Origin of the sequence: Klebsiella sp. V115_8 (assembly GCF_029967715.1) — a bacterium.
In the GTDB taxonomy this organism is placed as follows: domain Bacteria; phylum Pseudomonadota; class Gammaproteobacteria; order Enterobacterales; family Enterobacteriaceae; genus Klebsiella; species Klebsiella quasipneumoniae.
The window spans coordinates 377,243-390,909 of the sequence record NZ_JASCAR010000043.1; the positions used below are offsets into that span (position 1 = coordinate 377,243).

Below are 13,667 nucleotides of genomic sequence, written 5' to 3' on the forward strand. Positions count from 1 at the left end.
TATGTTCTCGGGTTTATTCTCCCACTCCGCGGCTCCGGCCGCGGATTTTTCACGTCTGCAGCGCGCCAGCATTACCTTTCGTGAGGTGGCCAAGCGCTACGGCGATCATCAGGTGCTTAACGCCATCAACCTGCAGGTCGATCCCGGCGAAGTAGTGGCGATCCTCGGCCCTTCCGGATCGGGAAAATCGACGCTGATCCGCCTGATCAACCAGCTCGAATCCTTAAGCGGCGGCGAGATCCTGATCGACGGCAAACCCACCAGCCGGCTGAGCGGCAGCGCCTTGCGCCAGCTGCGCAGCCGTGTCGGCTTTGTCTTCCAGCAGTTCAACCTTTACGCCCACCTGACGGCGCAGGAGAACATCACGCTGGCGCTGGAGCGCGTCCACGGCTGGGGAAAAAGCGCGGCACAGGAGCGGGCGCTGGCGCTGCTGCGTCAGGTCGGGCTGGAGGAGAAAGCGCAGCAGATGCCGGCGCAGCTCTCCGGCGGCCAGCAGCAGCGGGTGGCGATCGCCCGCGCCCTGGCCTCCTCGCCGCAGATTATCCTGTTCGATGAGCCCACTTCGGCGCTCGACCCGGAGATGATCGGCGAAGTGCTGCAGGTGATGAAAAACCTCGCCCACAGCGGGATCACCATGCTGGTGGTGACCCACGAGATGCAGTTTGCCCGCGAAATTGCCGACCGGGTGGTGTTTATTGACGGCGGCGACATTCTCGAGGTCGCCCCGCCGGCTGAGTTTTTCGCCCATCCGCAGCATGCCCGCGCGCGGCGTTTTCTGCAGAAGGTGCTGGATCCGCTGCACCAGGAGAGCCTCGAGTGACGCCGATGCTTGACTGGCACGGCGTCCTGAGCGGACAGCCGTTGCAATGGATTATCTCTGGTTTTCTCACCACCGTCTGGGTCAGCGTCGCCGGGATCCTGCTCGCCACTGCGCTGGCGGTTCTGCTGCTGGCCCTGCGTCTCGGCGGCGGCCGCGCGGGGCGCGGGCTGGTGGCCGCGTGGGTCTCGCTGTTTCGCAATACCCCGCTGCTGGTCCAGCTGCTGTTCTGGTACTTTGCCGCCTGGAATCTGCTGCCGCTGGCGGTGAAGAACGTGGTGAACGACGAACACGCCTGGTCCATTTTGCCGGGCAACGTCTGGTGGCTGACGCCGGAGTTCCTCTGCTCAATGTGGGGGCTGGGGGTCTTTACCTCCGCCTTTCTGGTGGAAGAGATCGCCTCCGGACTGCGCGCCGTCAGCCACGGGCAGCGGGAAGCCGCGCTGTCGCAGGGCTTTACGCCGTGGCAGGAGCTGCGCTTTATCCTTCTGCCGCAGGGGTTGGCCAACGCCTGGCAGCCGATTGTCGGCCAGTATCTCAACCTGATGAAACTCTCATCGCTGGCCAGCGGCATCGGCTTTGCGGAACTGACCTATCAGGTGCGGCAGATTGAGAGCTATAACGCGCACGCCCTGGAGGCTTTTGCCGTCGGCACCGCGCTGTATCTGGCGCTGGGGGTGGCGATGGGCGTGGCGCTAACGCGTCTCGGCCCGGGAAGAAAACTGCAACGGAGCGCCCAACATGAACGCTAATCTGGCGGTGATCGCCGATAACCTTGATTACCTGCTGTGGGGCCGGCTGGCGGAGGGCCAGCCCGGCGGCGTGGCCCTGACCCTGCTGATGGCTATCGGCGCCACGCTGCTGGCGCTGCCGGGAGGCATTGCGCTGGCGGGGCTGGCCTGGCGCTACGGCGGGCTGACGCGGCGTCTGCTGTTTCTGTGGGCGGAAATTATCCGCGGCATCCCGCTGATATTTGTCATCTTCTGGCTGTGGTATCTGCTGCCGATGCTGACCGGCGGCGATCTGCCCGGCGCGGTGACCGTGACCCTGGCGCTGGCGTGGTTTACCGCCGCCTCGGTGATGCACTCGGTGCTGGCCGGGCTGCAGTCGCTGCCGAAAGGTCAGTATGAGGCGGCGCTGACCCAGGGCTTCGCCCCCGGGCAAACGCTACGCCTGGTGCTGCTCCCGCAGGCGCTGCGCAACGTTCAGCCGTCGCTGGTGGGGATCTTTATCGGCCTGCTGAAGGACACTTCGCTGGCGTTTATCGTCAACGTCCCGGAGCTGACAACCGTGGCCGGCCAGGTCAACAACCGGGTGCAGATCTATCCCCTGGCGATCTTCGTCTTCACCGGCGCGGTCTACTACCTGCTGTGCTGCGGTCTGAGCCTGCTGGCCAGCCGGCGCTTTACCCGCCGCGCGGCCGCCGGGTAAGGTTCACTCCGCGGGGCGGGGCTTCAGCGGGCAGGTATCGCTGATCTTAATAAATTTGTCGTTATAGACCAGATAGTGGTTCCCCGGCTGGCGCAGCGCCGGCTGGCGAACCACGTCCCCGGGACGCAGATACCACGCGTCCCCCTCCTCTTCGGTCGAATCGCATCCTGGCTTAATCAGCAGCTTAAACCAGGTATTGCCGGTATTGCTCACCGTCCCGGCCACCTTATCGAAAGACCATTTAAACTGCACCTCGCGCGGGCGCACCACCAGAATGGTATCCATCACCACCACCGGCTCCATGCTGACCTCGCCGCCGGTCGGGCTGCGCCTCGTCAGGTTGCGGGTGGGGATTTCGCGAAACGAGACCCGATAATAGCGCTCGCGATTGTCCCGCGGGCCATGATAGTAAAATTTGAAGTATTCGCTCTCCCCGGCCTGCAGCGCCAGCTGACGGGGGGCGAACAGCAGCTCGCCATCTACCGGCCGGGAGCGCACTTCGCTGCCGCCCGGGCGATCGATGGCGCTGACGGCGATGCGGTACAGCCGCGCGCTTTTATTGTTGTTGACCACCCGTTTGCTGGCGAAATCCGCTTCAGCCGGCAGGGAAAAGGTCAGGTTGCCGACCGAGATAGCCTGCGCCAGCGGAGCCACCATCAGGCAGCCCACCGTCAGCAGGGCCTTAGTTAATGTTGCGCCACGTCGCCTGGACATGAATCTCTCCTGAAGCGCTGACTTCGCCAAACCAGCCGTTATCGTCTACCGTCCGCAGCGAAATGGCGTTATTCATCGGAATCGAGAATTTCACCGTGGTCTTATCCATCTGCCCCACTTCGCCGGAGATATCGGTCCACGGCGTGGTCAGCCACAGCGCATCGGTCATATCCCGCCAGCTGTCATCGCACCCGGCGTCGTAGGTCTGCGTCGCGCCGCTGCGAGTGATAAAAGAGAGCGTCGCCGGGAACGGCACTTTCGCCGTACCGTCATCGGAGCTAAAGAGACAGTAGGAGCGCCCGCCAATCACCTGCGCCGGTCCGGTCACTTTGATCAGCACTTCGTCGGCGGCCGTTTTACCGCTGGTGGTGACGATGTAGCCGAAATCGAGCGCCGGTTCGCCGCTGCCGACATACCCCTCCCGCGACGGCGCCGAGGTATATTCGTCGGAGATAATGCTGATGCTGAAATCACGGGGCTTGATAATCAGCGTGTTGGAGGTGGAAAACTCATACCAGCCTGACTCCGGCGAGGTGGTGTTCTGGAAGCGAAAGTTGAACAGATCCTTGGTATTGATATCGCTGATCCCGAGATTCACCATCTGCTTAAAGAAGTTGCTGGAGAAGAACACATAGATCGCGTCTGAGCTCTTCATCTCGTTGAAGGTGTAGTAATAGGCGGTATTGCTCACCGGCTTCCATGAGCTGCCGTTGAGGCTGAACTGCATATCGTACGCCCCGACGGCCGAGGCCAGCGACGAGTTGGCGATCGCCGGGAAAATATGGATCGAGGTGTTGCTTAACCCATTGGTCTGCAAGGTATAGTTGACCATCTTACAGCTTAATCCTGAGCGGCTGCCGATGGTCTGCGTCCGGCAGTCGGCGTTCCCTTCCCCGAGGGTCGGCACGCCATCGCTGTTGATAAACACCTCCGCCAGCGAGTGGGTGTTTATCAACCGCAGGCTCGCGGCTTTGGTGTGGGTGACGTTGCGCACATACCAGTTGCCGGAGGCCTGATCCTTACAGCGCGCGCCGCTGCTGGCGTCGTAGTTCACCGAGGTCTGGCAGGCATTGATGGTCATCGTGAAGCTGCCGCCGACCGGCATCTGCTGCAGATACTGATAGAAGGCGTCCGACATCATACCGTGCATCCACTTCGCGCCGCCGCTGGTCACCGTCGCGCCATAGAACCCGCTGGCGTCGGTGGTTTGCGGCAGGATCAGACTGGTGGCCATATCGCACCCGGCGTACCAGTTGATGCAGCGCAGGCCGGTTAAGGGGTGCGAAACCGGCGAGTTTTCCAGCCACATATCAAACTTCCAGTTGGCATTGAGCCCGGTGTTGTAGCCGTTATCGATATAGCCGAGACTCTGCTGATAGATGGTCCCGGAGCCGGTGTATTTTAAGCCGGTCCAGCGGTTGGCGCCGGTCATGCGCGGATCCAGCGCCCCGCCGGGGGTGACGAAAAAGTTGTCGTCGGAGTTGTTTTCCACAAACACAAACTCGCGCGCCGGCGCATCCGACCAGGTGGTCTTCGACACCGCCGCCCTGAGCGCGGACGCCGGCCAGAGCAGCGCGAGGATCGCCAGGGCGATTAAAGGGTTAACTTTCATTCTCTTCTCCTGTCTGCTGCGCCGCCGCCCACGACGAGAGGCCGCTGCAAACCACATCCCCCACCCAGACGGCGCCGCGCGCCTGGCTGAGCTCCAGCGCCACTTCGCAGGTTTTATTGCCGCCGTAGCTGAAATCGATCGTGGGGTATTTCTTATCCACATCCATGACAAACTCGCCGTTTTCATCGGTGCGGGTACGGCCGATATGGTTGTTAATCCGCGCATTCGCCAGCAGCGTGCCGTCTTCCGCCCGAATACGACCGGAGACGGTGACCATCTGCTTCACCTCAGGCTCAATCACCGCCACGTTGCCGGGATAGAGGGTCAGATGACTCTTGCGCCCGCTGACGATGTCGTAACTGTCGAGCGAGTTTTTGCTGTTTTGCAGCTCCACCTCATAGCGGCCATAGGGTGAGAGCGGCAGATAGTTACGCTTGCCGCTGAGCGGGAAGATCCGCCCGTTGACCCTGGCGCTGATCTGACCGTCATCCTCCAGCCCGGTGTTGAAGATCACCCCGGCGTTACCGTCGGTTCGTCCGCTGGCGGCGATGTTTTTGCCCTGCCAGCCGACGCTGCCGCTGGCGGTGAGGTTGGTGTTGACGTAGCCGTCCGCCGCGCTGTTAACGTTCAGCGTGCCGCTGGCGTAGCGGGCGTCGAACTGGGCATACGCCCCGCCGCTGAGGGTTTTGTCATCCCCGGTATCGCCGGAGATGGCCCGCGACAGATTGGCGCCGATGGTGCGAATGGTGCCTTCATCAAACTGCTTGCGCGCTGAGAGGTTAGCCATGGTGTAGCCGTTCTGATGGGTCATCCCGGCGCTGAACCAGTTGCCCAGCGGCAGCGACAGATCGAGGGCGATATATTTCCCGGTGTTGGCGCTGCTGTCGCCATTGTTATAGCGCTGGATCCCCGCCCGCAGGCCGAGCGAGCCAAAGGCGCCGCTGTAGACCGTCTGATAGTAATCCGCGGTGTAGTAATGGCTGTTGTAGCGACGGTCATCGTTGTAGCTGACGCTGAACGTCCCCAGCTTCGACCACAGCGCGTTGAGGTTGAGGGTGCCGCCGATCGCCCGGTTGTCGGCATCGCTGCGCCGCAACTGATCGCCAATGCGGGTTCTCTCCTGGTTGACCCACACTGAACTAAAGCCCCCCGGCAGCGTGGCGCTGATGCTGCCGACGCTGCTCCACGAGCTGTCGCTGGCCAGCATATTTTGCAGGTTAACGTTGATCGATTTGCCCAGCGGCAGCGTCAGGCGGGTTTCTCCCACCGCCTGGTTGTCGTAGCCATAGCCCGTTGCCGCCCAGCTCAGGGTGCTGAGCGACCCGGAGGCCGAGAGGCCCGCCAGCCAGCTCTCTTTCGCCGGCCGGGTCTTTTTCCCGCTCTCCGACCAGTGATCCATATGAAAACTGCCGCCCCACACCTGCCACGCCAGCGGCGCGCCGGCGCCGCGTCCCCGGCTGAACAGCTTATTGACCCGCTGGGTGCGTTTGCTGACCACCCGCCCGTTGACGATCACCTCCACCTCCACGTCGTAAATACCGTACGGCAGGCCGCGGGTATCCACTTCATGGTTCCCCATGGCGAAGTTCTGGACGCTCAGCAACCGGCCGTCACGAGTGAGATGCACCTCGCCCGCCGCCGGCAGAAAGGCGATCACCGGCGTGGCGGACTGGCTGTTGTCGAAGACGGTGGAGCTGGCCTGGTTCCCCCAGGAAAGGCCGTAAATCTTGCCCGCCGAAATAGCGGTCATCGGCCCCAGGGACTGCAGGTTCCAGGTGTCAAGCATCCCGCCGGCAAAGCGGTGGCCGGCGAAATCGCGTTCATACATGGCCTTATATAATTCACTGTCCTGCTGACCGCTGCCGATCCCGTACAGCGAGCCGTCGAGCACCACATGATGCTCACGCAGCGCCGTGACGTTGTTCAGCGACAGGTAGCTGGAGGTGTTGCTCCCGCCGTTGCGCATCTGGTTGTTATAAACGCCGAGGTTATAGCTCAGGTTGCTGCTGAGGGCGTTGACGCTCGACTGGCCGATGTCTTCGCTGCGCGAGCGCAGCACGGTGCCCAGCGCCTCGCGCTTGACCACCAGCTGCAGCAGCAGCTGGCGCAGGCTGAGATCCAGCTGCGCGCTGTCGGTCAGCGTGATGGTGAGCGCCTCGCTGAACGGGGCGTTGGCGAGGCCAGTCAGCTGCTGGCGGGTCTGTTCGCTGACGCTGGCGTTACCCTCATTGTCCTCCAGCCGGATCTGCCGAACGCGCAGCTGGCCACCGTCCAGCCAGATAAAGGCGCTGCCGATCCGCTGATCGTCCCGGGTGTCCTGGCTGCCGACAAGATGAATATAGAGAGGAACGCTCATGCCGTCCTGCAGCGCCTGGCTGAAGGCCTGCGGAATAATCACCCCGCCAATCTGCTGCGCCCCTGGGGCAGCCGCGCTGGCGTCGGGCTGAACGAACAAAAAAAACATGCCGAAGGCAAGCGGTGTTTTCAGTCCTGGGGAAATCCGTTGTAGAGGCATCGTCGTTATCCATCTGCACAGCTGTCTATTTCACGGGAACAAACTGCTCACCCTGCCAAAGCGCAACCCGTCCTTTTTTATCCGCCGTGTCCACGCGCGTAAAACGGCGTGATTTACCCGGCATCAGGTAGTAGTTCTCTTTACACTCCTTACCCTCGGCGGCCTTCAGGCAAGGGCCGTAGGCGAGGATCCGCAGCGTCGCGTTCCCGGTGTTGGTCAGGGAGCCGTTGGCGTACTGAAAGCGGTAGTTCACCTGCCGGGGCGCCACCACCAGGATGGTGCCGATGCGGGCGGAAGCGGTGGCCACCGCGCTGCGGGTGGCGTTATCGCGCTGGGCATCGCTGAGCGCCTGGTCGAACCAGACAATGCGGTAGTAGCGCTCTTTGTCATCCGCCGGGCCTTTGTAGAAGAAGCGGATCACATCGCTGGCCTGGGCGGGTAGCAGCAGGCTGGCGGGAGTGAGCAGTACCTCATCCGGTTTATCCATCGGAATAACCTGTCCGTCATCCAGCGGGGAAGAGAGCCGTTCGAGATGGATATTGATCAGGCGGCCGCTGTCGGTGCTGTTCTTGATCGTTTTGCTCAGTGTGCTGCTGCCGCTGTTCATAAACGATGAGATATCGCCGACATCCAGCGCCTGCGCCGGCGATACTCCGGCAAGCAGCAGCCCGAGGGCCAGAAGGTGCTTTTTCATAACAATTCCGTCCGTGAAAAAAGCAGGGGGAGCCCCCCCTGCTGGTGCATCAGAAGGATCAGCTGGTCCAGGTGGCGTCGAACTGGACGCTAACGTCGCCGCTCCAGATCCCTTCCGGCAGGGTGCTGTAATCGGTCACGGCGGTGGTGCCGTCAGTGGTGCCGCTGATGATAGAGAAGGTGAAACCATCCTGCGCGGTGGTGCGGCCGCTGGCGTTGTAGCCATTAGCCAGCGCGCTGAGGTTGCCGCCCAGAATGTTGTTGGCGGTATCGATCATCACGGTATCACCGGTTTTTTCCACCGCTGCGCCGTTATAATCCACGCCCACGCTCAGCGTGGAGCCGGAGGTATCCAGCTGGGTTAAGGTGTTGGTGATAAGACGCGAGGTCAGCTTAAAGGCGGTCGCCGTTGCGTCACCCTCAATTGCCACGTCAAACAGACCTTTCTGTGAGTTAAAACCTTTCACGCCTTCGGCATACTGGAACGCCAGGCTGCCGAGCGGGGTGACGACCAGTTTGCTGGTGGTGTCTTTTTTGGCGGTCGCAGACCAGGTCGCTACAGCCTGAGCCGTTACGTCAGCAGCCTGCGCCACACCCATACCGGTAAACGCCGTTACCAGAGCTATTGCCAGAACCTTTTTTTTCATCGCTTTTTCTTCCTGAGTTGAATTAAGGACAGGATGTCCCGGTGAACCATTCAAAAATTAACTTGCCTGGGTGTTACTGAACTAACTTATATATTTTGGAATACAGCTTGGCCTCAGCATTGCGCCGATGGGTATACACTGTCTTCACGCTACAATTTTCAATTCTGGCGATCGATTTCGGCTGCATGCCCTGGGCGGTCATGCGGATAATTTTCATTTCCCGGTCTGTAATTTTATCTTTCTTAATATCTTTACGGAGAAACCTGCCATTAATCACATAGGCCAGCTCTTTTCGAATATCGCGACTCAGGCCAACATATACCACGCCGCGAATATCGCTATTGTAATACCAGTAATTCGCTAAGGCCTCTGACTTTCTGGCCGCAATTAATACGACCTGTTTCCCCTTTACCGCGGATAGCCATTCGCTGTCGCGCCTGATAAATTCGTTTAACGAAGCCGTATTGAGATTGATAAACACGAAATCTCTTCTGATTTTCTCTAGCGACAGATAAATTAATTCGTCGATATCTACAATCAGTTCGGATAATCCTTTATAGAAGTAGGAGTCATGGGCAGACCAAATATACTTATCGGAACAGCTTTTATATTCCATATAGTTTTTAACCTCATAGTCCTTGAAGTAATCATTTTTACAACGTCACTGCTTGCCAGGCCTATAAAGTTAACTGGCGTATTCCATTCCTTTAATAAATCGCCATTAAATAAGACACGCATCACCTATCAATATTGGATAAGCGGGGTTAAACTATAATTATTTTCTGCTTGGCGTTGAATTTAAGTTTTTTCCTATAGAGTGTCAACATGCGGAAAGGCAATGAATTTCGCGCCCAGGTCAATATTTACAAAAACTGAAAATATCGTTTTTTTGAGGAAAGAAAAAAGACATTTATTTTCATAAGGTTATTGGCAATATTACCGTCGATTCTTAGCTGAATTTTATATTACCCAGGATCTTCACCCTATTATGTTAGGAATATTCTTAATGGAGGGTAGAGTGAAGCTTCCGAATAAACCAAATTTATTAAAAAATAAAGAATATAAATCCAAAAAGAAGCAACAACCAGGATGATTCACCAACACATAAGACTCATGAATAGATTAACCTGCCGCACAAAATAGTTATGTATATGTTAATACCTGGGGAATGTTGAATGCTAAACAAAGGCAGACGCATTATCTATTCGATATAACAGTTCTCATCAGCAAGATTAAGCGAAGATTGACGAGGGTTCCGGCCGTCAAGGGGCGCCTGTCTTCGCGCCCCCGAAAGCATAGCCACTTTTCGGCGCTTCGCCAGCGCGCCACACGCGCGCGGGTGGACCGCTCACCGCCGCCCTTTCCCGCCTGTTCACGGTTTGTTCGCAATACCGTCATCGAAATTTCACATAAAGACCTATTAATAGTGGCCAGTTAATGACGAACCTGGACACTCTTATGAACAGCTCTCTTGCCGCGGTGGCCGAAACTGATTTCCAGCCGTTCACCGATCTCAATGCCGGCCGGCAGCGGAAGGTCTTAAGCGTGCGTAACCTGAGTAAAGCTTATCAAGCCCAGCACAAGGTGCTGGACGGCATCAGCTTTGATCTGCACGCTGGCGAAATGGTTGGCATCATAGGCCGCTCCGGCGCCGGTAAATCGACGCTCCTGCATGTCCTCAACGGCACCCACAGCGCCAGCGGCGGAGAAATTCTTAGCTACCCGGAAGTCGGTACCCCGCACGATGTCTCACAGCTGAAAGGTCGCGCGCTCAATGCCTGGCGCAGCCACTGCGGAATGATTTTTCAGGACTTCTGCCTGGTGCCCCGTCTCGATGTGCTCACCAACGTCCTGCTGGGCCGCCTCAGCCAGACTTCAACCCTGAAATCGCTGTTTAAAATCTTTCCCGCAGCCGACCGGGCGCGCGCCATTGCGCTGCTTGAATGGATGAACATGCTGCCGCACGCGCTGCAGCGGGCGGAGAACCTCTCCGGCGGGCAGATGCAGCGGGTGGCGATCTGCCGGGCGCTGATGCAAAACCCCGGGATCTTGCTCGCCGACGAGCCTGTCGCCTCGCTGGATCCGAAAAACACTCAGCGCATCATGGATGTGCTGCGCGAGATTAGCGAGCAGGGCATCAGCGTGATGGTCAACCTGCATTCGGTGGAGCTGGTCAGGACCTACTGCACCCGGGTTATCGGCGTCGCCAACGGACAGCTTATTTTTGACGATCACCCCGCCCGGCTGACGCAGGATGTACTGCAGCAGCTGTACGGCGATGACGTTAGCCAATTGCATTAATTTCACTCACACGGGCAAGATAATGAAAAAATATATGACTGGCGCAGTTCGTTTATCCGCAATGGTCGCGGGCATGATGATGGCATGGCAGGCAGCGGCGGCGCAGCCGAAAGAGCTGAATCTGGGCATTCTCGGCGGCCAGAACGCCACCCAGCAAATCGGCGATAACCAGTGCGTGAAGACCTTCCTCGATAAAGAGCTGAACGTGGATACCAAACTGCGTAACTCTTCCGACTATTCCGGGGTGATTCAGGGTCTGCTGGGGGGTAAAGTCGACGTGGTGCTGAGCATGTCCCCCTCCTCTTACGCCTCGGTTTATCTCAATAACCCGAAAGCGGTGGATATCGTCGGCATCGCCGTGGACGACAAAGATCAGTCTCGCGGCTATCACTCGGTGGTGATTGTCAAAGCCGACTCCCCGTATAAAACGCTGGACGATTTAAAAGGCAAAGCCTTTGGCTTCGCCGACCCGGATTCCACTTCCGGGTATCTGATCCCTAACCATGCGTTTAAAGAAAAATTTGGCGGCAACGCCGACAACAAATACAACAACACCTTCTCCAGCGTCACCTTCTCCGGTGGCCACGAGCAGGACATCCTCGGCGTGCTGAATGGCCAGTTCGCGGGGGCGGTGACCTGGGCCTCGATGGTTGGCGATTACAACACCGGCTACACCACCGGCGCGTTCAACCGCCTGATTCGCATGGATCATCCGGATCTGATGAAACAGATCCGCATTATCTGGCAATCGCCGCTGATCCCGAACGGCCCGATCCTGGTGAGCAATGCGCTGCCGGCGGACTTTAAGGCGAAAGTCGTGGCGGCGGTGAAAAAACTGGATACTGAGGATCACGCCTGCTTTATCAAAGCGATGGGCGGTACGCAGCACATCGGCCCGGGCAGCGTGGCTGATTTCCAGCAGATTATCGATATGAAACGCGAGCTGGTGAGCGCGCGTTAATCCTGCCTCAACGCCGCCGGCTTGCCCCGAGGTGAGCGGCGGCGCTACGTTGAAGATCCCCGACGCATGAAGACGACCCACATCGAATTTGAACGCTATTACCAGCAGATACGCTCGCGGCAAAAACGCGATGCCGTCTGCTGGTCCCTGCTGTTGCTGGCGCTCTATTTTGCCGCCGGCAGCGCCGCGGAATTTAATCTGCTGACTATCTGGCACTCGCTGCCCCACTTCCTGGACTATATGGCAGAGACCATTCCGCCCCTGAGCGCCGGCAACCTGTTCGCCGACGTGCAGACCAAAGGGTCGCTGGCCTGGTGGGGCTATCGCCTGCCGATCCAGCTGCCGCTGATCTGGGAAACCCTGCAGCTGGCGCTGGCCTCAACCCTGGTGGCGGTCGCCAATGCCACGGTTTTCGCGTTTCTCGCCGCCAATAACGCCTGGTCCCCGGCACCGGTGCGCTTTGCCATTCGCGTGCTGGTGGCGTTTTTGCGCACCATGCCCGAGCTGGCGTGGGCGGTGATCTTTGTGATGGCGTTCGGCATCGGCGCGATCCCGGGCTTTCTGGCGCTCATGCTGCATACCGTCGGCAGTCTGACCAAACTGTTCTACGAGGCGGTGGAAAGCGCGCAAAACAAACCGGTACGCGGCCTGGCGGCTTGCGGCGCATCGCCGCTGCAGAAAATTCGCTTCGCCCTGTGGCCGCAGGTGAAGCCGCTGTTTCTCTCCTACGGCTTTATGCGGCTTGAAATCAACTTCCGCTCGTCGACCATTCTCGGGCTGGTGGGCGCGGGCGGCATCGGCCAGGAGCTGATGACCAACATCAAGCTCGACCGTTACGATCAGGTGAGCATCACCCTGTTGCTGATCATTCTGGTGGTGTCGGCGCTGGACATGCTGTCCGGTCGTCTGCGCCTGTGGGTACTGGAGGGTAAGAAATGAGCGTCTGGCACATGCAACCGGATATCGCCGCCAGCCGTCGGCAGCATAAACAGCTCTATCAGGTCCAGGGGCGCTACCTGCGCTACGTCGGGCTGGTGGCGCTGGCCTGCGTGCTCTATTACGTCTGGTTTTTTCTGCAGTTCGGCATCAGCGGCGAACAGCTGACCACCGGCCTGCAGCAGATTGGCCGCTATCTGGCGCGGATGTTCGTCTGGCACGACTTCTGGAACTGGCCGTTCGGCTATTACTTCACGCAAATCGGCATTACCCTGGCTATCGTCTTCGCCGGGACGCTCACCGCCACGGTGCTGGCGCTGCTGCTCTCCTTCTTCGCCGCCCGCAACATCATGCGCGGCGTGGTGCTGGGGACCCTCGCCCTGCTGATGCGCCGCCTGTTTGATGTGCTGCGCGGGATCGACATGGCTATCTGGGGGCTGATTTTCGTGCGCGCGGTAGGCCTCGGGCCGCTGGCCGGGGTGCTGGCGATCATCATGCAGGACACCGGTCTGCTGGGACGGCTGTACGCGGAAGGACACGAAGCCGTGGACCGCTCCCCCGGGCGCGGGCTGACCGCCGTGGGCGCGAATGGCCTGCAAAAGCATCGTTTTGGCATTTTTACCCAGTCGTTCCCGACCTTCCTCGCGCTGAGCCTGTACCAGATTGAATCCAACACCCGCTCCGCGGCGGTGCTGGGCTTCGTCGGCGCCGGCGGTATCGGGCTTATCTATGCCGAGAATATGCGCCTGTGGAACTGGGATGTGGTGATGTTTATCACGCTGCTGCTGGTGGCGGTGGTGATGATCATGGACACCCTCTCCGCCTGGCTGCGCCGTCGCTATATCGGCGGCGCCGTAGTGCCGCTGTATCAGGAGGAACGCTAGCGCGCCTTTGTGCCGGGTGGCGGCTGCGCCTTACCCGGCCTGGAGGATCCTCTCACAGGCTCACACCCCGTAGGCCCGCGCAAGCGCAGCGCCGCCGGGCAAGATATCAGGCACGGTATCCTTGATTTCGCCGGGTGGCGGCTGCGCCTTACCCGG

Annotated in this window: 13 protein-coding genes; 7 read left to right on the plus strand and 6 right to left on the minus strand. The window is 59.4% G+C overall.

Annotation, left to right across the window (positions count from 1 at the left end):
• Window position 1 precedes the first annotated feature (1 nt).
• The 3 genes from QLG03_RS21370 to QLG03_RS21380 are packed head-to-tail and all read left to right on the plus strand — an operon-like array spanning window position 2 to window position 2,248.
• The gene (locus QLG03_RS21370; protein WP_023288551.1) at window positions 2-820 is read left to right on the plus strand and encodes an amino acid ABC transporter ATP-binding protein; all 819 of its coding nucleotides are present in this window, start codon (window positions 2-4) and stop codon (window positions 818-820) included.
• Window positions 817-1,569 carry an amino acid ABC transporter permease gene (locus tag QLG03_RS21375; protein ID WP_044521207.1) on the plus strand — a complete coding sequence of 251 codons (753 nt, stop codon included), beginning with the start codon at window positions 817-819 and terminating at the stop codon, window positions 1,567-1,569. Before QLG03_RS21370 ends, QLG03_RS21375 begins: the two co-directional genes overlap by 4 nt.
• Complete coding sequence (locus tag QLG03_RS21380) at window positions 1,559-2,248, plus strand: amino acid ABC transporter permease (RefSeq protein ID WP_044521205.1); 690 nt, start codon at window positions 1,559-1,561, stop codon at window positions 2,246-2,248. Before QLG03_RS21375 ends, QLG03_RS21380 begins: the two co-directional genes overlap by 11 nt.
• Before the next feature lie 3 nt (window positions 2,249-2,251).
• On the opposite strand, the gene QLG03_RS21385 is transcribed toward QLG03_RS21380, so the two are convergent.
• The 6 genes from QLG03_RS21385 to QLG03_RS21410 all read right to left on the minus strand — a co-directional run bounded on the left by QLG03_RS21385 (window position 2,252) and on the right by QLG03_RS21410 (window position 9,045).
• Entirely contained in the window at window positions 2,252-2,962 is a 711-nt protein-coding gene (locus QLG03_RS21385; RefSeq protein ID WP_077271762.1) for a fimbria/pilus periplasmic chaperone, read from the minus strand.
• Window positions 2,931-4,574 carry a fimbrial adhesin EcpD gene (gene ecpD, locus QLG03_RS21390; protein WP_255988472.1) on the minus strand — a complete coding sequence of 548 codons (1,644 nt, stop codon included), beginning with the start codon at window positions 4,572-4,574 and terminating at the stop codon, window positions 2,931-2,933. Before ecpD ends, QLG03_RS21385 begins: the two co-directional genes overlap by 32 nt.
• Window positions 4,564-7,089: a fimbrial biogenesis outer membrane usher protein gene (locus QLG03_RS21395; protein WP_282473666.1), complete on the minus strand. Its 2,526-nt coding sequence runs from the start codon at window positions 7,087-7,089 to the stop codon at window positions 4,564-4,566. The genes ecpD and QLG03_RS21395 overlap by 11 nt, the downstream gene beginning before the upstream one ends.
• A gap of 25 nt (window positions 7,090-7,114) precedes the next feature.
• Entirely contained in the window at window positions 7,115-7,783 is a 669-nt protein-coding gene (locus QLG03_RS21400) for a hypothetical protein (protein WP_023288546.1), read from the minus strand.
• A 58-nt stretch (window positions 7,784-7,841) separates the two neighbouring features.
• Entirely contained in the window at window positions 7,842-8,429 is a 588-nt protein-coding gene (gene ecpA / locus QLG03_RS21405) for a common pilus major fimbrillin subunit EcpA (protein WP_023288545.1), read from the minus strand.
• Window positions 8,430-8,502: 73 nt separating this feature from the next.
• Window positions 8,503-9,045: a helix-turn-helix transcriptional regulator gene (locus QLG03_RS21410; RefSeq protein WP_023288544.1), complete on the minus strand. Its 543-nt coding sequence runs from the start codon at window positions 9,043-9,045 to the stop codon at window positions 8,503-8,505.
• A gap of 842 nt (window positions 9,046-9,887) precedes the next feature.
• Between QLG03_RS21410 and phnC the strand changes: the two genes are divergently transcribed.
• The 4 genes from phnC (at window position 9,888) to phnE (QLG03_RS21430) (ending at window position 13,511) form a co-directional block, all read left to right on the plus strand.
• The gene (gene phnC, locus QLG03_RS21415) at window positions 9,888-10,730 is read left to right on the plus strand and encodes a phosphonate ABC transporter ATP-binding protein (protein ID WP_110237832.1); all 843 of its coding nucleotides are present in this window, start codon (window positions 9,888-9,890) and stop codon (window positions 10,728-10,730) included.
• Window positions 10,731-10,752: 22 nt separating this feature from the next.
• Window positions 10,753-11,691, plus strand: coding sequence for a phosphonate ABC transporter substrate-binding protein (phnD, locus tag QLG03_RS21420; RefSeq protein ID WP_032428601.1), 939 nt, complete (start codon window positions 10,753-10,755; stop codon window positions 11,689-11,691).
• A gap of 66 nt (window positions 11,692-11,757) precedes the next feature.
• Window positions 11,758-12,630, plus strand: coding sequence for a phosphonate ABC transporter, permease protein PhnE (gene phnE, locus QLG03_RS21425; protein ID WP_282473667.1), 873 nt, complete (start codon window positions 11,758-11,760; stop codon window positions 12,628-12,630).
• Window positions 12,627-13,511: a phosphonate ABC transporter, permease protein PhnE gene (gene phnE, locus QLG03_RS21430; RefSeq protein ID WP_032453207.1), complete on the plus strand. Its 885-nt coding sequence runs from the start codon at window positions 12,627-12,629 to the stop codon at window positions 13,509-13,511. The genes phnE (QLG03_RS21425) and phnE (QLG03_RS21430) overlap by 4 nt, the downstream gene beginning before the upstream one ends.
• Window positions 13,512-13,667 lie beyond the last annotated feature (156 nt).

Coding starts and splice junctions, on each gene's coding strand:
- QLG03_RS21370 (WP_023288551.1), top strand. CDS start 2: ATGTTCTCGGGTTTATTCTCCCACTCCGCGGCTCCGGCCGCGGATTTT.
- QLG03_RS21380 (WP_044521205.1), top strand. CDS start 1,559: ATGAACGCTAATCTGGCGGTGATCGCCGATAACCTTGATTACCTGCTG.
- QLG03_RS21385 (WP_077271762.1), bottom strand. CDS start 2,962: ATGTCCAGGCGACGTGGCGCAACATTAACTAAGGCCCTGCTGACGGTG.
- ecpD (WP_255988472.1), bottom strand. CDS start 4,574: ATGAAAGTTAACCCTTTAATCGCCCTGGCGATCCTCGCGCTGCTCTGG.
- QLG03_RS21395 (WP_282473666.1), bottom strand. CDS start 7,089: ATGCCTCTACAACGGATTTCCCCAGGACTGAAAACACCGCTTGCCTTC.
- QLG03_RS21400 (WP_023288546.1), bottom strand. CDS start 7,783: ATGAAAAAGCACCTTCTGGCCCTCGGGCTGCTGCTTGCCGGAGTATCG.
- ecpA (WP_023288545.1), bottom strand. CDS start 8,429: ATGAAAAAAAAGGTTCTGGCAATAGCTCTGGTAACGGCGTTTACCGGT.
- QLG03_RS21410 (WP_023288544.1), bottom strand. CDS start 9,045: ATGGAATATAAAAGCTGTTCCGATAAGTATATTTGGTCTGCCCATGAC.
- phnC (WP_110237832.1), top strand. CDS start 9,888: ATGAACAGCTCTCTTGCCGCGGTGGCCGAAACTGATTTCCAGCCGTTC.
- phnD (WP_032428601.1), top strand. CDS start 10,753: ATGAAAAAATATATGACTGGCGCAGTTCGTTTATCCGCAATGGTCGCG.
- phnE (WP_282473667.1), top strand. CDS start 11,758: ATGAAGACGACCCACATCGAATTTGAACGCTATTACCAGCAGATACGC.
- phnE (WP_032453207.1), top strand. CDS start 12,627: ATGAGCGTCTGGCACATGCAACCGGATATCGCCGCCAGCCGTCGGCAG.